At 70.8% G+C, this 21,786-nt stretch carries 21 protein-coding genes; 9 read left to right on the top strand and 12 right to left on the bottom strand.

Annotation, left to right across the window (positions count from 1 at the left end; translation table 11 throughout):
- Positions 1-125 precede the first annotated feature (125 nt).
- A complete protein-coding gene (locus OG734_RS22185) occupies positions 126-1,490 on the bottom strand; it encodes an outer membrane protein assembly factor BamB family protein (protein ID WP_330289268.1) in 1,365 nt (454 codons plus the stop codon).
- Positions 1,487-2,038 carry a SigE family RNA polymerase sigma factor gene (locus tag OG734_RS22190; RefSeq protein WP_330289269.1) on the bottom strand — a complete coding sequence of 184 codons (552 nt, stop codon included), beginning with the start codon at positions 2,036-2,038 and terminating at the stop codon, positions 1,487-1,489. Before OG734_RS22190 ends, OG734_RS22185 begins: the two co-directional genes overlap by 4 nt.
- Before the next feature lie 194 nt (positions 2,039-2,232).
- Between OG734_RS22190 and OG734_RS22195 the strand changes: the two genes are divergently transcribed.
- The 3 genes from OG734_RS22195 (at position 2,233) to OG734_RS22205 (ending at position 3,806) form a co-directional block, all read left to right on the top strand.
- Entirely contained in the window at positions 2,233-2,451 is a 219-nt protein-coding gene (locus OG734_RS22195) for a hypothetical protein (protein WP_330289270.1), read from the top strand.
- A 211-nt stretch (positions 2,452-2,662) separates the two neighbouring features.
- Entirely contained in the window at positions 2,663-3,433 is a 771-nt protein-coding gene (locus OG734_RS22200; protein ID WP_330289271.1) for a hypothetical protein, read from the top strand.
- Between the two features lie 163 nt (positions 3,434-3,596).
- Entirely contained in the window at positions 3,597-3,806 is a 210-nt protein-coding gene (locus tag OG734_RS22205; protein ID WP_330289272.1) for a hypothetical protein, read from the top strand.
- A gap of 23 nt (positions 3,807-3,829) precedes the next feature.
- Here the strand turns inward: OG734_RS22205 and OG734_RS22210 are convergent, their stop codons facing one another.
- The gene (locus OG734_RS22210) at positions 3,830-4,777 is read right to left on the bottom strand and encodes an NAD(P)-dependent oxidoreductase (protein WP_330289273.1); all 948 of its coding nucleotides are present in this window, start codon (positions 4,775-4,777) and stop codon (positions 3,830-3,832) included.
- Positions 4,778-4,872: 95 nt separating this feature from the next.
- Between OG734_RS22210 and OG734_RS22215 the strand changes: the two genes are divergently transcribed.
- On the top strand, positions 4,873-7,983 hold the full coding sequence (locus OG734_RS22215) for a beta-N-acetylglucosaminidase domain-containing protein (protein ID WP_330289274.1): 3,111 nt from the start codon (positions 4,873-4,875) through the stop codon (positions 7,981-7,983).
- Positions 7,984-8,187: 204 nt separating this feature from the next.
- Here OG734_RS22215 and OG734_RS22220 read toward each other — a convergent pair whose 3' ends face one another.
- The 6 genes from OG734_RS22220 to OG734_RS22245 all read right to left on the bottom strand — a co-directional run bounded on the left by OG734_RS22220 (position 8,188) and on the right by OG734_RS22245 (position 12,688).
- On the bottom strand, positions 8,188-8,475 hold the full coding sequence (locus OG734_RS22220; RefSeq protein WP_330289275.1) for an SCO5918 family protein: 288 nt from the start codon (positions 8,473-8,475) through the stop codon (positions 8,188-8,190).
- Positions 8,476-8,617: 142 nt separating this feature from the next.
- Complete coding sequence (locus tag OG734_RS22225) at positions 8,618-10,195, bottom strand: DEAD/DEAH box helicase (protein ID WP_330289276.1); 1,578 nt, start codon at positions 10,193-10,195, stop codon at positions 8,618-8,620.
- A 278-nt stretch (positions 10,196-10,473) separates the two neighbouring features.
- Positions 10,474-10,677, bottom strand: a complete 204-nt coding sequence (locus OG734_RS22230; protein WP_006373337.1) for a cold-shock protein — start codon at positions 10,675-10,677, stop codon at positions 10,474-10,476.
- 389 nt (positions 10,678-11,066) lie between these two features.
- Complete coding sequence (locus tag OG734_RS22235; protein WP_330289277.1) at positions 11,067-11,657, bottom strand: GNAT family N-acetyltransferase; 591 nt, start codon at positions 11,655-11,657, stop codon at positions 11,067-11,069.
- A complete protein-coding gene (locus OG734_RS22240) occupies positions 11,654-11,857 on the bottom strand; it encodes a hypothetical protein (RefSeq protein WP_330289278.1) in 204 nt (67 codons plus the stop codon). Before OG734_RS22240 ends, OG734_RS22235 begins: the two co-directional genes overlap by 4 nt.
- A gap of 132 nt (positions 11,858-11,989) precedes the next feature.
- A complete protein-coding gene (locus OG734_RS22245) occupies positions 11,990-12,688 on the bottom strand; it encodes a TetR/AcrR family transcriptional regulator C-terminal domain-containing protein (protein ID WP_330289279.1) in 699 nt (232 codons plus the stop codon).
- Positions 12,689-12,824: 136 nt separating this feature from the next.
- On the opposite strand from OG734_RS22245, the gene OG734_RS22250 reads away from it, so the two are divergent.
- From OG734_RS22250 to OG734_RS22260, 3 genes are all read left to right on the top strand, one after another.
- On the top strand, positions 12,825-13,754 hold the full coding sequence (locus OG734_RS22250; RefSeq protein ID WP_330289280.1) for an ATP-binding cassette domain-containing protein: 930 nt from the start codon (positions 12,825-12,827) through the stop codon (positions 13,752-13,754).
- Between the two features lie 52 nt (positions 13,755-13,806).
- Positions 13,807-14,643, top strand: coding sequence for an ABC transporter permease (locus tag OG734_RS22255; RefSeq protein ID WP_330289281.1), 837 nt, complete (start codon positions 13,807-13,809; stop codon positions 14,641-14,643).
- Positions 14,644-14,807: 164 nt separating this feature from the next.
- Positions 14,808-15,551 (top strand): DUF4142 domain-containing protein, encoded by a 744-nt coding sequence (locus tag OG734_RS22260; protein ID WP_330289282.1) that lies wholly within the window; start codon positions 14,808-14,810, stop codon positions 15,549-15,551.
- Positions 15,552-15,568: 17 nt separating this feature from the next.
- Here the strand turns inward: OG734_RS22260 and OG734_RS22265 are convergent, their stop codons facing one another.
- The gene (locus tag OG734_RS22265; RefSeq protein ID WP_330289283.1) at positions 15,569-17,245 is read right to left on the bottom strand and encodes a glycoside hydrolase family 13 protein; all 1,677 of its coding nucleotides are present in this window, start codon (positions 17,243-17,245) and stop codon (positions 15,569-15,571) included.
- 335 nt (positions 17,246-17,580) lie between these two features.
- Between OG734_RS22265 and OG734_RS22270 the strand changes: the two genes are divergently transcribed.
- Complete coding sequence (locus OG734_RS22270) at positions 17,581-18,531, top strand: LAETG motif-containing sortase-dependent surface protein (protein ID WP_330289284.1); 951 nt, start codon at positions 17,581-17,583, stop codon at positions 18,529-18,531.
- Positions 18,532-18,643: 112 nt separating this feature from the next.
- On the opposite strand, the gene OG734_RS22275 is transcribed toward OG734_RS22270, so the two are convergent.
- Positions 18,644-19,636 carry a nucleoside hydrolase gene (locus tag OG734_RS22275; protein ID WP_330293747.1) on the bottom strand — a complete coding sequence of 331 codons (993 nt, stop codon included), beginning with the start codon at positions 19,634-19,636 and terminating at the stop codon, positions 18,644-18,646.
- Positions 19,637-19,799: 163 nt separating this feature from the next.
- Positions 19,800-20,495: a type 1 glutamine amidotransferase domain-containing protein gene (locus OG734_RS22280; protein WP_330289285.1), complete on the bottom strand. Its 696-nt coding sequence runs from the start codon at positions 20,493-20,495 to the stop codon at positions 19,800-19,802.
- A 268-nt stretch (positions 20,496-20,763) separates the two neighbouring features.
- Between OG734_RS22280 and OG734_RS22285 the strand changes: the two genes are divergently transcribed.
- Positions 20,764-21,732, top strand: coding sequence for a hypothetical protein (locus OG734_RS22285; RefSeq protein ID WP_330289286.1), 969 nt, complete (start codon positions 20,764-20,766; stop codon positions 21,730-21,732).
- Positions 21,733-21,786: the final 54 nt, after the last annotated feature.

Raw genomic sequence — 21,786 nt, forward strand, 5'->3', positions numbered from 1 at the left:
CAGCCGAGTTTCGGGCCGTTGCGGGGAGAGTCTAAACCGCTTAAGTTTTGGCCGTTTTCGCGGGAGAGACCCGTTCTCGGAGCGCCCCGGACCGTGCGCGACCGGTCGAGATCGTGGGGCCGGTGTCAGTCGCTGATCCGCGGCAGGAGGGAGTCGATCCTGCTGCCACTCCGGGCGATCAACACATCCTTGTAGAGCAGGAGTTGGGCCGAGTCTCCGAAGTCGGGCCCTGTGCTGCCGGTGTCGACGTGGCCGTCCCAGACCTGTTCGCCCGTACGCAGATCGAGTCCGGACAGATCTCCGGTCGGGCTGAAGAAGTACACGACCCCCTGCCCGGCCGACACCACCGGAGACGCGATGCCCTGCATCGCGTCCTGGTCGGGCATCTCGACGCCGACCGGGCGGGTCCACAGGGTCCGTCCCGTGGTCAGCGAGTAGACCGAGGCCCTGCCCTGCCGGGACACGGAGATCAGACGGTCACCGACGACCTCCGACGCGGCCAGGGTCGTCCCTTCGACCCGATAGCGGTGTGAGGTCTGCTGCCCGGAGCCGCTGACGGTGGTCAGCTTCTTGTCGTCGCTGAGCACGTCCTTCGCCTCGATCAGGACCATCCGGTCCTCCGAGGCCCCGATGAGCCCCTGCCTGCCTGGGACGGTCGTGACCTTCTTGGCGCTTCCGGTGGCGGGGTCGAGCCGGAAGAGGTCGGTGTCGGTCCTGGAGTCGTCCGGCTTCTCGGCGTCCGACGTGCACAGGAGATAGGGCACGTCGCTCAGCACCGCCCGCTGACACGCGATGCCCTTGTCCCAGGTGTAGTGCCACTTCTCCTTGCCGGTCAGCGGATCGAGGGCCGACATCGTGCGCAGCGACGGGGTGTTCGCCAGTACCGCACCGTCGATGAGCATGGCGGCCTGGTCGCTGCGGTCGCCCTGCGGCATCTCGACCGCCCACAGCAGACGGCCGTCGCCGGCGTCCACCGCCATCAGATCGGTACCGCCGTCGTAGTCCCCGTTCGGCAGGTTCTGCGAGGTGTGATTGCGGTAGGCGTAGACCACCCCGTCCCGCACCGCGAACGGATGGTCGAAACCGTCGCCCTCACGGTTGACCTTGACCGTCCACAGCCGCTTGCCGGTGTTGGCGTCCGTCTTCGCGGCGTCGAACTCGGATCCGGCGCAGTACAGCGCGGCACCGTCCACCAGACAGCCCCGCTCACTGGCGCCCGGGTCGCCGCTCTCCCAAGCCTTCCAGCCATCCGGCGCCGACGCCGGCCGCACAGGCCGGTGCTGCTCGGCCGCACCACCGCCCCCGAAGCCGAACACCGCCCCCACGGTGATCGCGGCAACGGCGGTCACCACCCCCGCGGCCTGCGAGAAACGGCGCCGACTACGCCGCCGCAGCACCTTCTCGGCCAGATCCCCGGGCGCCCGCACCCGGTCCAGGGCGACCGCGTGCAGCGTCTCCCGGACCTTCTCCTCCACCTGTTCCGTCGTCATCCCTGGACCCCCTTCGGCGAATAAGTGAGCGACTGGACCTCTTCCGCGGGCCCTCCGGGCCCGAGCTCCGGTACGAGCACCCGGAGCTTGGCCAGCGACCGATACGCCGTACTGCGCACCGTGCCGACCGGACACCCCAGCAGCGCCGCGACCTCGGCCTCCGGCAGATCCTCGAAGTAGCGCAGCACGACCACGGCCCGCTGCCGCTTCGTCAGACGCCCGAGCGCCGCCCACAGCGCGATCCGCAGCTCGGTGTCCGCCCCGGCGTCGGCGTCCGTGCCGGACTCGGGCAGTACCGGCACCGTCGTCTCGGCACTGTGTCTGCGCAGCCGCCAGCGGTTGACCTGCTGGCGGTACATGACCTTGCGGACATAGGCCTCGTGCTGCCCGATGTGCGCCCAGCGCCCGTAGGCCTTCATAAGCGCGATCTGCAGCAGATCCTCCGCGGCATGCCGGTCCCCTCCGGTGAGCAGTACCGCGAGCCGCAGCAGCGCGGTGGAGCGCATCGCTACGAACTCCCGGAACTCGTCGTGATTCGAGGCCTTCATCGACCCTCCCCTTCTCGAACGTTCACGACGCGGTGAGCCACCCGCGGCTATCCCTCGTCCCGTCGTAAAGGTGTAGCGGGCTACACCCCGGGTTCGGGAGAGCACTCCCTCGTGACGGAGAGGCGTTCCCGGGATCGTTGATCTCGGAAGCAAACGCCTGGCCCTTTCTGGGCCTCACCTTGAAGGAAGCCCCCATGAAGTCCCTGCTCGCCTCCAAGCCCGTCCTCTGGTTCCTGTTCCTGTTCAACCTCGTCGTCGCGGCCGTCGCCCCGTTCGTCGTCGACGGAACGCAGGGCGCCATGACCGGTGTCGGCATGGGGGTCGTCTCGCTCGGCGCGGGCGCCAGCCTCTTCAAGAGCCGCGGGCAGCAGCAGGGCCGGCAGGGGCACGGGGCGCACCGGCAGCAGATCTGACCGTTCCCGCGGAGAACAACAACTCCCCTGACAGTCGAATGCCACCCGGATGGGCAGCGAGGGGCCGCAACGGGAAAATCCGCAGGTCAGCGACGCGTCAGGGAGCATCCTGGAGGTTACTGGGGGTTACTGAAGGTCAGCGAGCGGTTGCGGTGGGTGGCGGAGCTTCTCACCGTGGGTCCAAAGAGAGCAGCTCTCGAAAGGACTGCGCATGCGCGCCCTCGTATCCCGTTCCGGCCTCGGTCCCCGCTCCCGCGGGCTCCTCCTACCGTCGTCCGTCGTCTGTGCCGCACTGATATTCGGACCGGTCGGCACGGCCGTCGCCGTCACCGACGCGAGCCGGGACGTCTACGCCTCCATCGGCGCCGACACGTCGTGGTCCTCCAGGTTCTCCGGGTACTCCGGGTACTCCGGGTACTCCGTGCCGTCCGTGCCCTCCACGTACGCGGACCGGGCGCTGAAGCGGCTCGGCGCCCTGGAACGCGCCGACCGCAACGACGTCCTCACCCCGGTACTGAACGTCCTGACCGACCTCACCGAGCAGACAGGCACCGGCCGCCTGACCGCGCCCCAGGCTGCCGGGTTCGCGACGGCGGTCGAAACAGCCAAGGCCTCGCTCAAGCAGCGCCTGGCGCAACGGACCGGCACAACGAACAGGGCGGCAGCAGTCATGGCCGACCCGATCTCGGACCTCCTGGACGAGCTCTCGGCCACGCTCAGCGACCTCGTCGACACCGTGACCGGCCTGGTGGGCGGCCTGCTGGGCACGGTCACGGGCCTGGTGGGCGGCCTCCTGGACACCCTGGGCAACCTGCTCGGGGGCTTCCTGGGCACCTTGCCACCCCTTCCGGTGGAGCTGTCCCCGGTCGCGCTGCCTCCGCTGGAGCTGCCCCCGGCCACACTGCCGGCGCTGCCCGCCGCAGAGGACTTCACGGGGATGGAGAGCACGGCAGACACGGGTTCGCTGACACCGTTGCGGTAACCCGATGGCCCGCTGACCAGGTGGCCCGCCCCGCAGACTGTCGGCGGGGCGGGCATCAGCGCAGCGCACGCTCGACGGTCCGCCGACAGCAGCAGTGCGCGCCGCTCCGTCCCGGCGGGTCGATCCAGTCACCCGGACGGCCCTCGCCACAAGGGAGCACCGCATGTCCGAGCCCCTCACCGAGACTTTCGCCTTCACCTGCCTCGACTGCGGCGCGGCCTGGACCCGCACCTTCGACCTCGTCTCCATCCTCGACCCGGCCGGCTGCCTCAACCCCCTGGAGTACGTCGACGAGGACGGCCGCGCCATGCACTCGCCCCTGACCGACGCCGTGTGCGCCACCTGCGGCAGCCGAAAGGTACGGGTGAGCTGACGGCAAGAAGGAAACGCCCTCGGCTACTCCTCCTTCTCGTCCCCCTTCTCCCCCTTCTCCTCGAAGCTCGCAAAGTACGCCGCCGCCATGTCCTCGTCCCCGTGCCCCTGCTCGGCAGCGCGCCGGAAGCGTTCGGCGCTCGCGGCGGCCACGTCCAGCCGTACGCCGTTCCGCTCGCCCGCCTCGACGATCAGCCGGGCGTCCTTCGCGGCCGTGGACACCGCGAAACTCGCCGGAGTCAGCTTGTCGTCCAGGATCAGGCCGGCCTTGGCGCGCAGGTAGCCCATGTCGAGCGGACCGCCGGCGATCGCGTCGAAGAAGCTCTGCGGGTCGACGCCGAGAGCCTGCGCGAGGGCCAGCACCTCGCCGGTCGCGGTGGTGGCGGCCAGCACCCAGCTGTTGGCGACGAGCTTGAGCCGTGTCGCGCTGCCCGCGGCCCCCTCCTCGCCGGTCCACACCGTACGGGCGCCGACCGCAGCGAGGACGGGCTCGACAGCCGCCCGGTGCTCCACGGGCCCGGCGGCGAGCACGAGCAACTGCCCGGCCTCGGCGGGCTGCCGGGTCCCCAGCACGGGCGCGTCGAAGAAGGCGAGCCCCAACTCCCCTGCCCATGTGCCCAGTTCGCCGATCGCGTGCACTCCGGCAGTGGTCGACTGCACCCACGCGGCCCCCGGCCGGAGCGCGGGCGCGGCCTCGCGCATGACGTCCCGGACGGCGTCACCGTCGTACAGCATGGTGAGGACGACATCCGCGTCCCGTACGGCGTCGGCGGGCGTGTCGCAGACCTGGACGCCGTTCTCGGCGGCCAGCGGTTCGGCCTTGGCGCGGGTCCGGTTCCACACCCGGACGGCGTGGCCGGAACGGGCGAGGTTACGGGCCATGGCGGCGCCCATGATGCCGGTGCCGAGGACTGCGACGGTGCGGGCGGGGGTGCCGATATCAGTGTCGATATCGGTGTCGATGTCGGTCATGGGATCAGTAAAGCAAGTTGACGCGGTCTTGCCGTCGGGTGAATCCATCCACCAAGATTCCACACGATGGATAAAATAGTGAACCGGAGCCGGCCGTGACCCCGGCACTGAAGTCAGCGAGCGGCCTCCTGGCCGCACTGGCCCTCTGTGTGCTGGGCACCGCCCCGGCCCCCGCCGCAGCGGCGACGCCCCACTCCGCCACCGCGGCCACCGTCCCCCACATCTGGCCGACACCCCAGCAGCTGACCCCCGGCCACGGCACCCAACCGGTCCCGAAACAGGTCGTCGAGGTCATCGGCCGCGCCACCGACCCCGCCGCCCGCGCCCTCGTCGAACGCGTCCTGCGCGACGCGGGCGCCCGCACGATCCGTACCGTCACCGCAGGCCGCCCGATACCGCCCGCCGCCCTCACCGTCTACGTCGGCGGCCCCACCGAGAACCCGGCGACAGCAAAGGCGCTCAAGCACCTGCACGCCGCACCCCCCACCCAACTCCCCTCCGGCGGCTACACGTTGGCCACCGGCAAGGGCACCGTCGCCCTGTCCGGCGTCGACCCGACGGGCACCTTCTACGCGGCCCAGACCCTCCGCCAACTCATCACCCACGACTCGGTCCCCTCGGTAACCGTCCGGGACTGGCCGACGACCGCCCTGCGCGGAGTGATCGAGGGCTTCTACGGCGCCCCCTGGACCCACGAGACCCGCCTCTCCCAACTCGACTTCTACGGCCGTACGAAGCAGAACGTGTACGTCTACTCCCCCAAGGACGACCCGTACCTGCGTGCCAACTGGCGCGACGACTATCCGCCCGCCCAACTGGCCACCTTGAAACAACTGGTCGACCGGGCCGCCGCGAACCACGTCCGCTTCACCTACGCCCTCTCCCCCGGACTTTCGGTCTGCTACTCCTCGGCCGCCGACGTCAACGCACTGGTCGCCAAGTTCGAGTCGCTGTACGCGATCGGCGTGCGCTCGTTCGCCGTACCGCTGGACGACATCAGCTACACCGCGTGGAACTGCCCCGCCGACGAGCGGAAGTTCGGCACCGGAGGCGGAGCGGCCGGCGCCGCACAGTCCGCCCTCCTCAACAGCGTCGTCAAGGACTTCGTCGACGCGCACGACGACGTGACCCCGCTGGAAATGGTCCCGACCGAGTACTCCGACCTCGCCGACTCCCCGTACAAGACCGCGCTGCGCGAGAAGCTGGACCCGGCCGTCGTGGTCGAATGGACGGGGGTCGGAGTCATCGCGCCGACGATCAGCACCGAACAGGCCAGCCAGGCACGGGAGTTGTTCGGTCACCCCATCCTCATCTGGGACAACTACCCGGTGAACGACTACACCACCAGCCGCCTCCTCCTGGGCCCCTACACGGGCCGCGAGGCAGGCGTGGCCACCCAGGTCACGGGCATCACCGCCAACCCGATGATCCAGGCGGAGGCCAGCAGACTCGCCCTCTTCACCTCGGCGTCCTACGCCTGGAACCCGAAGGCGTACGACCCCCGAGCGGCCTTCCTCGCCTCGGTGCAGGACTTCGCGGCCAACGCGCCCAGGTCGACAGTCATCTCCCTCCGCGTCTTCGCGGAGAACAACTACTCCTCCCTCCTGGAGACCACCGAGTCCCCGACCCTCACCCCGCTCCTCAAGGCGTTCACGACGGCGTACGAGAGCGGCGACGGCCTCGACAAGGCGGCCCGCGCCCTCACCGCCTACTTCAGGGCGATGGCCGCCGCCCCCGCCGACCTCCGCGCCAACCTCCCCAACTCAGGCTTCCTGACCGAGACTTCGGCCTGGCTCGACAAGCTGGGCGCGTACGGAGAAGCAGGCAGCACCGCCGTACAGCTGATGCTCGCGCAGAGACACGGCGACACGGACGCCGTATCCACCCTCTACGCCCGCCTCCAGTCGCAGCGGAGGCAACTCGACTCGGTCCCGCAGCAGATCGCCCCCGGCGTACTGGACCGCTTCCTCTTCGACGCGACACTGCGCGCGGCCCCCGACCCGGGCCCGGACGCGTCCTTCACCCCCACCTCCCTGTCCCTCGCCCCCGGCGGCAGCACCACCGCCACCCTCACCATCGCGGACAACCGCTCCACCGCCGACAGAACAACCACCTGGAATCTCAAGGAAGTTGACGGCCTGACCGTCACCCCGTCCACCGGCACGGTGAGCGTCCCGGCAGGCGGCAAGGTCACCGCGACGCTCACCTTCACGGCGGCGAGCGGGGCGGGGGCAGGCGTAAGGTCGGTTGCTGTCACGGGAGATGGGCTGGTCAGCCGAGCAATCCCCGTGCAGATAACAGGAGTTGACGGGCAAAGCACACGTGCTCTCACCGCCAACTTCAGTGGCGCGTCCGTCAGTTCCGTGGACCTGGCCTCCGGTACGTCGACGGAGATCCCCGTCGGCAACAATCCGGGGGAGGTCGTGGTCAGCTCGGACGGCCGTACCGCCTACGCGGCGAACCAGGGTTCCGACACCGTGAGCGTCATCGACGTCGCCGCGGCGAAGGTCACCGCGACCGTCGCGGTCGGTGACGTGCCGGCGGGCCTCGCCCTCACCCCCGACGGGCGGACCCTCTGGGTCGCGGACTACTCCGACGACGCGGTCCAGCCCATCGACCTCGCCACCGGCACGGCGGGCACGAAGATCGCGGTGGGCGACGGCCCGGAGAACATGGCGATCACCCCGGACGGCACCACCCTGTACGTGGCGAACATCCACGACAGCACAGTCAGTCCGGTGGACATCGCAACAGGCAAAGCCGGAACACCGATCGCGGTCGGACCGAACCCGTTCAACGTGGTCGCGGCTCCCGACGGGCGGACGGTGTACGTGTCCAACTCCGGCGGCTCGACGGTCACTCCCATCGACACCGCCACGAACGACACCCGCCCGACCTTCCTGGTCACCGGGCAGGCGTACGGCCTCGCCGTCTCCCCCGACGGCCGCACCCTCTGGGTCAGCGCGAGCAACGGTGACACGATCACCCCGCTCGACACGGTGACCGGCGCTCCGGGCACCCCGGTCACCGTCGGCCGCTCCGCCTTCGACGTCACCCTCGACTGGAACGGCACCACGGCCTACGTCACAACAGCCGACGCCGGCACACTCGTCCCGGTGACAACGGCGACGGGCACAGTCGGCACACCCCTGAAAACGGGCGCATACCCGCTGGCCGCAACGGTTACGGGGGTACCGGTCAACTAAATCCGAACGGTTCCCCCGCGCCCCGTTTTTAGGGGCGCGGGGAACTGCGCGACAAGCCCCCACCGGCCCGAAGACAACACACCGGCCGTTCAAGGGGCGCGGGGCTGTGTCGATCTGCGGCTCCGCCGCGTGGGCGCGAACAACCACAACGCACCCGCAGCCAAAAAGTACCGGCAGACCAGACACCGCCCAACCGACGGAGTGCTACTGCATCTCGGCCCAGGGGTCGATGACCGCAGGACGGGCCGGGGCCGCCGCGGCAGCCGGACGGCACGTGAAGCCGAGCCGGGTCAGCGCAGCGATCATCTCCTTCTCGGTGAAGTCCCGCCGGTCGAGGCGGGTGATGACCGCGCCCACCTGCTTGACGGGGTAGTCCACTCCACCGATGCCGACGGCCGCACTGGTGATGGGCTCGGGAGCGACCCCGTCCATCTTGTGCGTGACCTCGCTCATGATCAGGTCGAACGGGAATCGGGCGATCACACAACGCATGGTGCCTCCGCAGGTCAGAGAAGGGTCCGGGGTCAGTGGTACTGGGGCCCGGCAGTTGTTCCGGGCCGGTTGATGCGGGCGCAGGCCGGCCTGAAACCGACCGGCTGAGGTGCAGCTGGGGTGAGTGGCGCTGGGGCCGGGGTCAGCCGGCCTGGCGTGCGTCGGATCCCGGGCGCCTGTTCCGGGGCGCCCGGCGCCGACGGCCGCGTGGCTCGCCGGTGGAGTCCTGCTCCGTACGGGCCGACGGGTTCCCGCCCGACACCCGCGGCGGCTTGGCACCGCCACCGGTCGGACGCGACGCCTTCTTGGCAGTGCCACCGCCCGCTGTCCGGCCCTTGCCCGCGGCGCCGCCACCCGCCGTACGCGCCGTGGCCGCACCGCCCTCGGCGGACCCTCGGCGGGAGCGCGTACCGGAAGCGGAAGCGGAAGCGGAGCCCGAACCTGAGCCTGATCCCGAACCGGACCGGGACCGCGAGGACCTGGACCGGCCGCGGGAGCCGTCGGCCTTCGGGGCGGCCGGCGGGGTCGGCGCCGGCACCGGGATGACCACGGGTATGCCGGATGGCGTCCGGGCTCCGGTGATGCGGGTCAGTTCGGCGGCGCCGGGGGCAACCTTGGCCGTGTTCGGGTCGACGCCCGCCGCCCGGGTCAGGCTCCGCATCTCGCGGCGCTGCTCGGGCAGGACCAGGGTGACCACGCTGCCGGAGGCTCCGGCACGGGCCGTACGGCCGCCGCGGTGGAGGTAGTCCTTGGCGCCGCCGGGCGGGTCCACGTTGACGACCAGGTCGAGGTCGTCGATGTGGATGCCACGGGCGGCGACGTCGGACGCGACCAGCACGGTGACCTCGCCGGTCTTGAACTGGGCGAGCGTGCGCGTGCGTTGGGGCTGGGAACGGCCGCCGTGCAGGGCTGCCGCACGGACGCCGCTCTTCAGCAGGTGCTTGGTGAGGCGGTCGACGCTGCGCCGGGTGTCCATGAACATCAGGACGCGCCCGTCGCGGGCGGCGATCTCGGTGGCGACCGTCTTCTTGTCGACGTCGTCGACGTAGAGCACGTGGTGCTCCATCGTCGTGACGGCGCCGGCGTGCGGGTCGGTCTGGTGCACCACCGGCTCGTGCAGGTAGCGGCGGGCGAGCCGGCCGACGTCCGCGTCGAGCGTGGCGGAGAACAGCATGCGCTGGCCCTTGCGCGGCACCTGGTCGAGCAGATGCGTGACCTGCGGCAGGAAGCCCATGTCGACCATCTGGTCGGCCTCGTCGAGGACGGTGACGGAGACGCGGTCGAGGCGGCAGTCGCGGCGGTCGACGAGGTCGCGGAGCCGGCCGGGCGTCGCGATGACGACCTCGGTGCCGGCACCGAGCGCACGGGCCTGACGGGCGATGGGCAGCCCGCCGACGATCGTGGTCATCCGCAGGTTCATGGCGCGGGCGTGCGGCGTGAGCGCGTCGACGACCTGCTGGGCGAGCTCACGGGTCGGTACGAGGACGAGTGCCAGCGGGCGTCCCGCTTCGGCGCGCTGTCCGGCGAGGCGGGCCAGCATGGCCAGACCGAAGGCCAGGGTCTTGCCCGAGCCGGTCTGGCCGCGGCCCATGACGTCGTGGCCCGCGAGGGTGTCCGGCAGCGTGGCCGCCTGGATCGGGAAGGGGACGGTGATGCCCTCGGCGGTGAGGGAGGCCAGCAGCGAGGGCGGCAGGCCCAGGTCGGCGAACGACCGGTTCATGCAGAACCTTCCTCAATGCGGCACGTCGACACAATTCACGGCAGCGCACAGCGTCCGCCGCGACAGCGGCAGCACACAGGCAGGAAGGCCGTGGGGACGGGCCGAAAGGAAACGAGCGGTGAAGGGGATGACCCCAAGAATCAGGGACGGCGACCGGTGTCCGGTACTGAACCGTCCCGAAAAAAACTGTGAGCCGGGGCCCACACCCCTAGGTGCGGGCCCCGGCCACAATCACGTGGGTTTGTCGATCCACTAGTGGATCGCCAGGTTCACGCGGATCAGGCGGGGAGGATGTTCTCCGCCTGCGGGCCCTTCTGACCCTGCGTGACGTCGAACGTCACCTTCTGGCCCTCGTGGAGCTCACGGAAGCCCTGGGTGGCGATGTTCGAGTAGTGAGCGAAAACGTCGGCGCCGCCGCCGTCCTGCTCAATGAAGCCGAAGCCCTTTTCCGCGTTGAACCACTTCACGGTACCGGTGGCCATGTCAAATCTCCTTGGGGCATGCTCGGGAGGTCCGCACCGTGCGGACCCCGCGTCGCCGCAATGATTGCCCCGACCGGAGAGAACACCGAAATCTTTGGGAACCACAACTGCAACTGAAAACCACGCTAGCACAGAACCCGCCCCCGGGGATGTGCGGCAATGTCACACGTCCGGCGGGAATAGTCTCCGCAGCTCAACGCGGTCCCCAGCCATGGGGACGTCCTCGCGGGCGCCCAAGGTATCCGCGGCGGTCGGGCGCCCCGGCCGCGGCCCTGCCGAGGCGTCCCGATCTTCGAACAGGGCGGCGAGGCGTATGCGCGGGGGACATCTCCGACGCGTCTCCCAGAAACTCGGGGAGTCCGGCCCGCTGACGTCCGGGCGGCGCGGCCTCAGGCGAGGTCCGTGCCCTTGTGCCGTACGTGCACATGGCCGTCGCGGGGGAACTCGGGGGGCGTCGCCGGCCGGACGCGGTCGAGTTCGTACCCGCTCTTGTGCGCCACGCGGCACGAGGCCGAGTTGTCCTCCTGGTGCAGGAGTTCGAGGCTCCGGAGGCCGTCGGTGCCAGGGGGGCCGGGCATGTCGAAGGCCCAGACCGTGAGCGCCTCCAGGGCACGCGGGGCGACTCCCCGCCCCCGTGCGTGGGCCGCGGTCCAGTAGCCCACCTCGGCCGACCGCTTGCCGGGGGCGACGCACTTGAGGACCACCTGTCCCACCAACTCACCCTGCCCAGGCCCGGGTTGAGCCTCAAGGACCGCGAAGCAGAACCGGTCACCGGCCTCCCAGCTCCGCCGCTGACTCCGTATCCAGCGCAGCCCGTCCTCGTCGTTCTCGATGACGGAATGGCTCGTCCAGCGGCGCAGTACGGGATCCCGGCACGCCTCGACCAGTGCGGTGACGTCCGCCGGGCGCCAGGGGCGGAGGTGAAGGGCGGGGGCGGTAGCGCTCGCGGGCACGTCGAGGGCGATGGCGGCGGCCGTCATGAGCCGTCGTCGCCCGAGGAGGAGCTCTGCCCGCCCGACTTCCCGTTCGAACGGGACGACTTGCGCAGCACTTCGCCCGCCGTCAGCGTCACGTAGGCCACGCCGCGCACCCAGCGCGGTCCGCCCCGCGACGCCCACACGACACAGACGCATCCTCCGACGACGAGCACGAGGATGCCTATCAGGACGAGCACAGCCACGTTCTTCCCCCTGCTTCGATGGTGACCGGCGCCATCCTGCCAGCCCGCGGCCCGGGCAGGCCGCCGTGACCGGCCGCGCTGCCCTTTCGTGCAGCCCTTCCGTACCGGCCTCGCGCGATCTCCCCCGTTTCGTCACCCACCCGCCATCTCCGTCCGGGTCCGCAGCCGTGCCTCCAGGCCGTCCAGGATGGTCTCCACCCCGAACTCGAACTTCTCCCGGATCATCGCGTCCGGGTCGCCGCCCGCCTGTGCGTCGAGGCGCGCCTTCAGCCTCGGGTACTGCGCGGCGATACCCGTCGCCCAGGTGACGATGTCCTCCTCCGCCTCCCCCTCCGCGCCCCGCCCCGGCCGGATCCGCGCCCGCTCCATCGCGGCCGTGGTCGCGTCGTCCAGTGCGGCCCCCGTGACGAACGTGTAGGCGGTGTTCACCGCCCAGTCGAGGTCCCAGCCGGTGAAGCCGGCCGCCTCGTACACGGCGTACGACATGTCCTGCATACGGGCCATGCCGTGGCCGTAGACGAAGTACTGGCCGACGGCCGGGATCAGCCAGGGGTGGCGTTTCGAGAGCGCGTACGTGTCGTGGACCAGCTGCCTCGCGGCCGCCCGCCAGCCGACCTCGGCCACGTCGGGTGCGGCGATCTCGCTCCACGCCTCGTCCGCTGCGAGCACGACGAGGTTCTCCTTGTTGCCGACGTGCCAGTACATGGCCGTCGCCGCCGAGCCCAGTCGCTGGCCGAGCTTGCGCATGCTCAGGCCTTCGATGCCTTCGGCGTCCAGCAGTTCGATCGCGGCTCGCACGATCTGTTCCCGGGTCAGTGTCTCGCGTGCCATGCCCTCAGCCTAACCCCCACTTGCACACCGTAAAAGTTTTTCGCCCAATCCACTTGCACGGCGTGCAAGTGTTCTTTTACGGTGTGCGAGTCGAAGCAGTTGCACGGTGTAAAAGTCGGAGGAAGAGGAGAGGGTCATGGCCACCAGCAAGGCGATCGAGGCAACCGGTCTGCGCAAGTCGTACGGGGAGAAGGGGGAGAAGGTCGTCCTCGACGGGCTCGATCTGGAGATCGAAGAAGGGTCGGTGTTCGCGCTGCTGGGGCCGAACGGGGCCGGCAAGACCACCACCGTCCAGATCCTGTCCACGCTGATCGGCGCCGACGGCGGCGAGGCGCGGGTCGCCGGGTACGACCTGGGGCGGCAGGCCGACGACGTACGGCGGGCCATCGGGGTCACCGGGCAGTTCGCCGCCGTCGACGGGCTGCTGAACGCCGAGGAGAACCTGCTGCTGATGGCCGACCTGCATCACCTCGGAAGGAGGGAGGGGCGCAGGCGCGCGGCCGATCTGCTCGACCGCTTCGACCTCACCGAGGCCGCGCGCAGGCCCACCGCCACCTTCTCCGGGGGTATGCGGCGCAAGCTGGATCTCGCGATGACGCTGGTCGGCGATCCGCGGATCATCTTCCTCGACGAACCGACGACCGGGCTCGACCCGCGCAGCCGGCGCACCATGTGGGAGATCATCCGGGGGCTCGTCACCGATCAGGGCGTCACGGTCTTCCTCACGACGCAGTACCTGGAAGAGGCCGACCAGCTCGCCGACCGGATCGCCGTGCTCAGCGGCGGCCGGCTCGTCGCCGAGGGGACGGCGGCGGAGCTGAAGCGCCGTGTCCCGGGCAGCCACATCCGGATCCGGTTCGCCGACCAGCGTCAACTCGACGCCGCCGCCCGGGTGTTCGACGCAGGCAGCCGCGACGGCGACGAGCTCGCGCTGCGGATTCCGAGCGACGGCGAGCTGCCCGGCCTGCGTGCCGTGCTCGACCTGCTGGACGCCTCCCAGCTCCACGCCGAGGCCCTCACCGTGCACACGCCCGACCTCGACGACGTGTTCCTCGCGCTCACCTGATCGCCGACCACTCACCTACAGAAGCAACGTTCGGAAGAAGGAGAACCTCGCCATGAGCACCGCCACCCAGCCCCAGGCCCGCCCCCAGGACAGGACGGCCGCCGTCCCCACCCGCTCGTACGCCTTCCGTGACTCGATGACCATGCTGCGGCGCAATCTCAAACGCATGCAGCGCTATCCCTCCATGACCATCGGGATCGTCGCGATGCCGGTGCTGATGCTGCTGCTGTTCGTGTACGTGTTCGGCGGGGCGATCGGGGGTGGGATCGGCGCCGGTGACCGGGGCGACTACACCAACTACGTGGTCCCCGGGATCATCCTGATGGCGGTCACCTCGGGCACGATCTCGGTGGCGGTGTCCGTGTGCACCGACATGACCGAGGGCATCGTCAACCGTTTCCGGACGATGGCGATCTCCCGGGGGTCCGTGCTGACCGGGCATGTGCTCGGCAACATGGTGCAGGTCCTGGTCATCCTGGTGCTGATCACCTGCATCGCACTGGCGGTCGGTTTCCGGCCGAACGCGACGCCCGTCGAGTGGGTCGCCGCGCTCGGGCTGATGCTGCTGCTCGCCTTCGGGCTCAGCTGGCTGTCGGCCGCGATGGGCCTGCGCGCCAAGACGGTCGAGGCCGCGAGCAACGCGCCGACGCCGCTGACCTTCCTGCCCTTCCTCGGCAGCGCGGTCGTCACGCCGGACTCGATGCCGGCCGGGCTGCGCTGGTTCGCCGAGTACCAGCCCTTCACGCCCATCAACGAGACCCTGCGCGGTCTGCTCCTCGGCACGGAGATCGGCAACGACGCGTGGATCGCGCTGGCCTGGTGCGTCGGGCTGGGGGTGGTCGGGTACCTGTGGGCGCGGTCGGCCTTCGGGCGGGGTGTACGGCGATAGGCAGCACCAGCGACTTCGACGGCGGCGGCCCGGTCACCTCGACCGGCCCGCCGCCTCGCGTTCATGGCGCACCTTTTACGGAGGCCATACGGAGACGAAAGGTTCCGGCCACCACCCGTATCCGTATTCCTCCTCGACGACTTCCCGTCGCATCAGGAGGCAAGGTGCGTTTCTCCCGGAGCTCGACCGGCACCCTCTTCGTGGGTGGCGCGCTGGGCCTGACGCTGGCCGCGCTCGCCTACCCCGCCATGCTCGGTGTCCAGAACGTGTCCAGTTCGCCCACGCGGATCGTCGCGCAGACCTCCGCAGGGCCGTTGACGGAGGCCGACCGGGACTTCGTGGTGAAGGTGCGGGCGGCCGGCCTGTGGGAGTACCCGGTCGGGCAGATGGCGATCGCGAAGGGGACCTCGCCGGCCGTCATCACCGCCGGGCAGCATCTGGTCGCCGGGCACGCGGCCCTCGATGCCACCGTCCGCGCGATCGCTCCGCAGCTCGGGGTCACCATTCCCAACCTGCCCAGTCCACAGCAGCAGGGGTTCATCTCCACGCTGTCCGCGGACAGCAGGGGTACGCAGTTCGACAGCGACTTCGCCAACATCCTGCGCATCACCCACGGGTCGATCTTCAACACCGTCGCCAAGATCCGGTCGACCACCAAGAACACGCTGGTACGCGCCCTCGCCGACCAGGCCAACACCACTGTTCTGGACCACATCACGGTCATGGAGAAGACCGGGCTCGTCAATTTCGACACGGTGTTGTTCCAGGAGACCTCCCCGCCGAAACTGCCCGCCTCCGACGTCACCCCGCCCGTCCCCGTGCCGGGCGCCCCGACGGTCGTCCTCACCCCGCCGCCGAACACCGGCGGCAGTCCGTCCGCCGGCCCGACCAGTCCCACGGCGGGGTGAGTTCCGCACTCGTGGATTCAGTTTCCGAGCCAGGCCGTCGTGTCCGGGCCCAGGCTGCCGTCCTCCTCCAGTGGTGCGCTGGTCAACAGGACTTCCCCGGGCGGCAGTTCGACCGGCGTGGCCGACAGGTTCGTCACGCAGCGCCAGTCGTCCGTGCGCGTGAAGTCGAGGACGCCGGGGGCGGATTCCGCCGACCATGTCAACGCCTCGCCGTCCAGCAGGCGGCGGCGCAGGGCGAGGGCCGTGCGGTAGAGCTCCAGGGTCGAGCCCTCGGCTCCGTCCTGTGCCTCGACGGCGTACGACGCGAAGCCCGCCGGCTGCGGCAGCCAGGCACCGCCCGCGCCGAAGCCGTACGAGGGCCCGGTCGTCGTCCACGGCAGCGGCACCCGGCAGCCGTCGCGGCCCTTGCTCGTGTGCGCCGTCTGTTCCCAGATCGGGTCCTGGAGAGCCGGGGCGGGCAGGTCGGCCACCTCCGGGAGGCCCAGCTCCTCACCCTGGTAGACGTACGACGAACCCGGCAGCGCCAGCATCAGGAGCGTCGCCGCCCGGGCCCGGCGCAGGCCCGCCGCCTCGTCGACCGACGGGGCGGTGCCGTCCGACAGGAGCCAGGCGTTCAGGTCGGTGCCCGGGGGGAGCGCCAGGCGGGAGGCGTGGCGTACGACGTCGTGGTTGGAGAGGACCCAGGTCGCCGAGGCGCCCGCCGAGCGGGCCGTGACGAGGGAATCGGTGATGACCCGGCGCAGCTCCTCCGCATCCCAACCCGCCTGCAGATACTCGAAGTTGAAGGCCTGGCCGAGTTCGTCCGGGCGGGCGTACAGGGCGCGGCGGGCGCCCGGGACCCAGGCCTCGGCGACCGCCATGCGGGGCGGGGTGTAGGCGTCGAGGATCTTGCGCCAGTCGCGGTAGATCTCATGGACCTCGTCGCGGTCGAAGAAGGGGTGGGTGCCCGGCGGGAGGGCGGCGAGGGCCTCCTCGCCGCTGAGTTCCGGGGCGCCGAGGTCGCGCAGCGGCACGTCGAGGTCCTTCGCCAGGGCGTGGGCGACGTCGATACGGAAGCCGTCGACGCCCCGGTCGGACCAGAAGCGGAGCGTGGTGCGGAAGTCGGCGCGGATCTCCTCGTTGGCCCAGTTGAGGTCGGGCTGTTCGGGTGTGAAGAGGTGCAGGTACCACTGGCCGTCCGGCGCCTGGTTCTCGGTCAGCCGCTGCCAGGCGCTGCCGCCGAACACCGACTGCCAGTCCGTGGGCGGGAGTTCACCGTGCGCGCCCCTGCCGTCGCGGAAGATGTAGCGGTCGCGGGCCGGGGAGCCGGGCGTCGAGCGCAGCGCCTCCTCGAACCACACGTGCCGGCGCGAGGTGTGGTTGGGGACGATGTCGACCATGACCTTGAGGGCGAGGCGGTGGGCCTCGGCGACCATGGCGTCGAAGTCGTCGAGGGTGCCGAGACGGGGGTCGACGTCACGGTAGTCGGCGACGTCGTAGCCGCCGTCGGCGAGTTCGGACGGATAGAAGGGGGAGAGCCAGAGGGCGTCCACGCCCAGTGTGCTCAGATGTGTCAGGCGCTGGGTGATGCCCTTCAGATCGCCCAGTCCGTCGCCGTCGGCGTCGGCGAAGCTGCGCGGGTACACCTGGTAGAAGACTGCCTGGCGCCACCAGTCGGGGTCCCGGGAGGAAAGGTCCAGAGTCGGTTCGGGCACTCGTTGTCTCCTTGCTGTGCTTGTTCCATGGGTTGCTGGTGCTCTTCTCCGGCGGACGACAAGCCCAACTCTGTCCACTTCGCCGGGAAAGTGAACGCGTGCGCCCCCGGAACGCATCCCTCCCTGTGTGACGGAATTGTGGCGACTCACGAATGTCCTTTGCATTCCCGTAAGTTGACACCCCGGTCCGCAAGATCCACGATGTGGAAACGCCGTGGCGCATATGACCAATGGGCCCAGCGTTCCTTCGACAAAACTCCCCCGGCACGGCCCGGCCGCAACGCGCTGCCCTCCCGCCGTGCCCGGGTCCTTGCACACGCGAAGATGGGATCCGCATGTCCATAGCGAGACGTGTCACCGCGCTGCACCTCCTGGGGACGGGCGCCGCCGCGCTCGCGCTCTGCGCGGCCTCCGCCTCGGGGGCCTGGGCCACCGGGCCCGGCGGTGACGGCTGGGACTCCAAGCCCGGCGCTTACAAGCCCGGCTCCGGCGCGGGCACGAAGACCGAGACCGACCGCTGCCAGTTCTCCCTCGACGGGAAGAACTTCTTCGACTCGGTCCGCGTCGACGACCAGAACCTCAAGCCCACCGACGACGGCAAGGTCCACATCCAGGTCCGCACCGCCGGCGACGCCAGCACCTGCACCGCCTCCCTCGCCTCCTACCTCGCCCACGGCGCCACCTTCGGCACCTCCGGCGAGCAGGTCTTCGTCGACTTCGACACCGTCACGGTCATGCAGGGCCAGACCGACTCGCTCGACATCGCGGTGCCCGACGCGGGCTGCTTCGGGCAGATCGACCTCTACCGCGGCAAGGTCAAGTTCGACGGCGCCCTCGACGCCAACGACGGCTTCGAGCACGGCGACGTGCCCAGGGGTCCGGACCGTCCGGTCATCAAGGACAAGCTGATCGCCGCCTGGAACGGCGGTACGAAGGACTGCGCGACCACGCCTCCGCCGGCCGAGGAGACCCCGGGCACCCCGACCCCGACGCCTCCGGCCGAGGAGACCCCGGGTACGCCGACTCCCTCGGAGCCCGTGTCCGAGACGACCCCGCCCGCCTCCGAGACGCCGTCGACCCCGACGCCCACGCCGTCCGAGTCGACGCCGGAGTCCACCCCGCCGGCCACCCCGGCGAGCCCGGACAGCTCCCAGCCCCCGCTGGCCGAGACCGGCGGCGGCAGCGCCACCGGCCCGATCGCGGGCGCCGCTGCCGCACTGCTGATCGGCGGCGCGGCGATCGTGGTGGCGACGAAGCGACGCAAGGCGGCTCGCGCCGGTTCGTGATCGCCCGTAGGCCTGTAGGCAGGTAGGCCTTAGGCAGGTAGATGTCGTCCGCCCTGGTGCCGCTCCTTGCGAGCGGCACCAGGGCGGATGTCGTTTCCGGGTTCCAGGCGCCCTATGGCTTCTCGACCGTCCCGAGGTACAGCTTCACGTACCGCTCCACGTCGATGTCCAACGCCACGTCCACCAGCGGCTGTTCACGCGCGCCCTGGTGGATCTCGGACTCTCCGGGGCGCGGCCTGCGGTCGACGACCGTCTGGCCCCGGGCCGGGCCGGGGGCGAGGGAGACCTCGACCGGCAGCAGGCTGGTGGTCAGCCCCGCCGGGTCGGCGACCGCGCAGATGGCGCCCGCGTCACCGAGGCCGCCCGTGGGAGTGGGGTCGCCGGAGGTGGCCGGGTCGCGGTGGGCGAGCAGCAAACCGGCGAGACGCGCGCCCGGCTCGTCGCTCGCCCGCAGCCGCTGGACATCCGCCGCCGGCACGACGACGCGCCGGAAGACGTCCAGGCCGTACATCGTGATCGGCACCCCGGCGGTGAGCAGGACCGCGGCGGCCTCCGGGTCGTGCCACACGTTGAACTCGGCGACGGGCGTGGCGTTCCCGACGTCCACCGCGCCGCCCATGAAGACGATCCGCTCGATGTTGCGGGTCACCTCGGGGTGCGTACGCAGGAGCAGGGCGATGTTGGTGAGCGGCGCGGTCGGGATGAGGGTGACCGGGCGGGGCGAGGCGAGGATCTCGCGGCGCAGCAGGGTCACCGCGTCCACGTCGACGGGCGTCCGGGTGGTGGACGCGGGCAGGCCGAGGTCGCCCATGCCGTCCCGTCCGTGCACATGGGTGGCGGGCCGCGCGGGCTCGATCAGCGGCCGCTCGGCGCCTCGCGCGACGGGCAGATCGGGGGCGCCGGCCTGGTCGAGGACGGTGAGCGTGTTGCGTACGACCTGGTCGACGTCCGTGTTCCCGGCGACACAGGTGACCGCGCGGAGGTCGAGTCCCGGGTGGCGTACGGCGAACAGCAGGGCGAGGGCGTCGTCGACGCCGGTGTCGCAGTCGATGATCACGGGGATGGGGCGGCCGGCGGTACCGGGTTGGGCCGAACTCCCTCGCAGGGCAAGGGTGTCGGGCTGTACGGGGCTGCTGGGCTGTGCGGTCGTCACGGTGAGGGCTCCTTTCCCGGCTGCACAGACTCGCAGAGTTCGGCCGCATGTACGACGAAGCCCCAGGGCACTCAAGCTCGCCCCGGGGCTTCGGTCCGATCGCGGGCTACGAGGGTCAGGCCAGCTTCTTGAGCAGCTCGGCCGCCAGCGGCGCCGAGGACGCCGGGTTCTGGCCGGTGACGAGGTTGCGGTCGACGACCACGTGCGGGGCCCACGGCTCGCCCTCCTGGAAGTCGGCGCCCAGCTCCACGAGCCGGTCCTGGAGCAGCCACACCGCCTTGTCGGCGAGACCTGCCTGGGTCTCCTCGGCGTTGGTGAAGCCGGTCAGCCGGTAGCCCGCGAAGGCGTTGGTGCCGTCCTCCTTCACGGCGGCGAGCAGCGCGGCCGGTGCGTGGCAGACCACGCCGAGCGGCCTGCCGGACTCCAGGGCGCGGGTGAGGAGGCCGCCGGAGACGGCATCGACGGCGAGGTCCTCCATCGGCCCGTGGCCGCCCGGGTAGAAGACGGCCGCGTAGTCGGCGAGGTCGACCTCCGCCAGCTTGAGCGGGTGCTGGAGTTCGGTGAAGGAGGCGAGGACTCCCGCGACCCGGTCGGCGTTCTCCTGGCCGCCGTTGGCCTCGGGCGCGAGGCTGCCCCGGTCCACGGGCGGCACGGCACCGCCGGGTGTGGCGACGACGACCTCGTACCCCGCCGCCTTGAACGCCTCGTACGGGGCGACGGCCTCCTCGGCCCAGAAGCCGGTGGGGTGCCGGGTGCCGTCGGCGAGGGTCCAGTGGTCGGCGGCGGTCATCACGAAGAGGATCTTCGACATGGCGGGTGCTCCAAGGTGGGTGGGGGGAGTCGGTCGGTCACTCCGATGGCCGGAATCTCCGGCGGCCGAAGATTCTGACGGCCGGGAACCTGACAACCAGTGAGTCAAACAGCCATTGAAACCAATGGCCAGTATCGGTTTCCCGCCGGGTACCACATGCCGGGAGGTCCCCTCACCCGTACGGCCCGGCCCGCTGGTGGGATCGCGCCGCCGATGGTGCCGTCGGAGGAGAGCTCTGACGTACCGGCACCTCTGGAGGAACCCCTTGATGACCCGTCGGCCCTCTCCCCGCGCGGTACGTCTGCTTGCTTCGACCCTCGGGACGGTCACCCTGCTGGCGACGGCCGCCTGCATGAACGACGGGGCCGGCAGCACCAGGGACACCTCGGAACGTCGGCAGGCCAGATCCGCCGCCTCCCCCACCTCCCCTGCCGCACAGCGGGCCTCCGCCTCCCCGTCCGCCCCGGCCGCCCTCACCGACGACCAGGCCCGGGGCGCCCTTCTCACCAACGACGACCTCGGGGCGCCGTGGGGCCCTACCGAGGGCGCCGCGCTCTGGCGGGACGCGCTGCTCAAGGCGACGGCGGACAACGCCGACTGCGGACGCCTCCTCGACGCCGTGTACACGGAGGAGCTGCTGGGCGAACCGTCCGGCGCCCGTGCCGTCGCCGGCTTCGACGACTACGACGAGGGCGGCCAGCTCCGCTACCAGGTCCACGCCGCCCACCACGCCGACGTGGACAAACGGCTTGCCTGGCTCAGGACGATGCCGCAGAAGTGCGCCCGGTTCACGGCGGTCGGGCCGGGCGGCGCCCGCCAGGAGGTGCACGTCACGGAGGTCGGGCTGCCGAAGGCGGGGGACGCCAGACAGGGGCTGCGGCTGTCGACGCGGGGCGAACTGGACGGCGCCCCGGCGACGCTCACCCTGGACCTCGCCGCGGTACGGGTCGGCGACGACGCGATCGTCCTCACCAACGGCGGCCTGACCGAGCCCCGCACGGAGGACACTGTCCGCGCGATCCAGGTCGGTGCCGACCGACTGAAGCAGACCAGGAACGATCCCGCGGCCCCGCCACAGACGCCGGTGGAGGGCCAGAGCCAGAGTCCGGCGCAGAGTTCGAGTCCGGCGCCGAGCCAGAGCCCGACGCGGGGGCCGGTCCGGCCGCAGCCGCAGGACAGGGAGCGGGCTCAGGACCCGGACCAAGGGGACCAGGAGCAGGACGAGGACCTGTACTGACCCGCGATCCCGGAGCCACCTCCGACACGCGCACCCCCGACGCCTACGGCTACC

It is taken from the genome of Streptomyces sp. NBC_00576, assembly GCF_036345175.1.
Lineage (GTDB): Bacteria > Actinomycetota > Actinomycetes > Streptomycetales > Streptomycetaceae > Streptomyces.

Bases quoted from the DNA above. Each gene is read 5' to 3' on its own strand.
- OG734_RS22185 (WP_330289268.1), bottom strand. From the start codon at position 1,490: ATGACGACGGAACAGGTGGAGGAGAAGGTCCGGGAGACGCTGCACGCG.
- OG734_RS22190 (WP_330289269.1), bottom strand. From the start codon at position 2,038: ATGAAGGCCTCGAATCACGACGAGTTCCGGGAGTTCGTAGCGATGCGC.
- OG734_RS22195 (WP_330289270.1), top strand. From the start codon at position 2,233: ATGAAGTCCCTGCTCGCCTCCAAGCCCGTCCTCTGGTTCCTGTTCCTG.
- OG734_RS22200 (WP_330289271.1), top strand. From the start codon at position 2,663: ATGCGCGCCCTCGTATCCCGTTCCGGCCTCGGTCCCCGCTCCCGCGGG.
- OG734_RS22205 (WP_330289272.1), top strand. From the start codon at position 3,597: ATGTCCGAGCCCCTCACCGAGACTTTCGCCTTCACCTGCCTCGACTGC.
- OG734_RS22210 (WP_330289273.1), bottom strand. From the start codon at position 4,777: ATGACCGACATCGACACCGATATCGACACTGATATCGGCACCCCCGCC.
- OG734_RS22220 (WP_330289275.1), bottom strand. From the start codon at position 8,475: ATGCGTTGTGTGATCGCCCGATTCCCGTTCGACCTGATCATGAGCGAG.
- OG734_RS22225 (WP_330289276.1), bottom strand. From the start codon at position 10,195: ATGAACCGGTCGTTCGCCGACCTGGGCCTGCCGCCCTCGCTGCTGGCC.
- OG734_RS22230 (WP_006373337.1), bottom strand. From the start codon at position 10,677: ATGGCCACCGGTACCGTGAAGTGGTTCAACGCGGAAAAGGGCTTCGGC.
- OG734_RS22235 (WP_330289277.1), bottom strand. From the start codon at position 11,657: ATGACGGCCGCCGCCATCGCCCTCGACGTGCCCGCGAGCGCTACCGCC.
- OG734_RS22245 (WP_330289279.1), bottom strand. From the start codon at position 12,688: ATGGCACGCGAGACACTGACCCGGGAACAGATCGTGCGAGCCGCGATC.
- OG734_RS22250 (WP_330289280.1), top strand. From the start codon at position 12,825: ATGGCCACCAGCAAGGCGATCGAGGCAACCGGTCTGCGCAAGTCGTAC.
- OG734_RS22255 (WP_330289281.1), top strand. From the start codon at position 13,807: ATGAGCACCGCCACCCAGCCCCAGGCCCGCCCCCAGGACAGGACGGCC.
- OG734_RS22270 (WP_330289284.1), top strand. From the start codon at position 17,581: ATGTCCATAGCGAGACGTGTCACCGCGCTGCACCTCCTGGGGACGGGC.
- OG734_RS22280 (WP_330289285.1), bottom strand. From the start codon at position 20,495: ATGTCGAAGATCCTCTTCGTGATGACCGCCGCCGACCACTGGACCCTC.
- OG734_RS22285 (WP_330289286.1), top strand. From the start codon at position 20,764: ATGACCCGTCGGCCCTCTCCCCGCGCGGTACGTCTGCTTGCTTCGACC.